Source organism: Streptomyces sp. SID13726, from assembly GCF_010548375.1.
GTDB lineage: Bacteria > Actinomycetota > Actinomycetes > Streptomycetales > Streptomycetaceae > Streptomyces.
On the sequence record NZ_JAAGLY010000463.1, the window covers coordinates 1 to 439 of the forward strand.

A 439-nucleotide genomic window follows, 5' to 3' on the forward strand; every position below is an offset into this window, starting at 1 on the left:
AGAGTTCGGGGGCGAAGTCCGCGGCGTGCCGCATGGCGAGTGCGGCGCTCGTGCAGAACATCACGGTGTGGTCGAGGTACGCGGCTTGTTCGGCGGCGGTGCGTGCGTGGACGGCGCATCCGCAGGTCACGGTGATGGCCTGGAGGTGTGCGAAGAAGAGGCGGTGCCCGGACTTCCAGCGCAGCTGTGCGGTGTGCTCGTCGGCCGGGGGAGCTGTGCAGTCCTCTGGTGGGTGTACGAGTCGGCCGCTTCCGTGGCGCTGATGCCGCTGGCCCAGCAGGGCCGAGCCGCTGCCCACCAGCGTGGAGCGTTCGGCCGGGCTGAGCGACGAGGCGGCGCGCGCGAGGTCGAGGGCGGTGTCGATCTCGGCGACGAGAAGGGCGCGCAGGAAGAGGTCGGCGGGGCCGTGAGCGCGGGCCACGCCGAAGAAGGTGTCGTG

General features: G+C 71.8%; 1 protein-coding gene. It reads right to left on the reverse strand.

Annotated features, from left to right (window positions below; all coding sequences use genetic code 11):
• Positions 1-421, reverse strand: a 421-nt coding sequence (locus G3I78_RS48595; RefSeq protein WP_164437042.1) for a hypothetical protein, incomplete at its 3' end; no start/stop codon positions are given.
• Positions 422-439 lie beyond the last annotated feature (18 nt).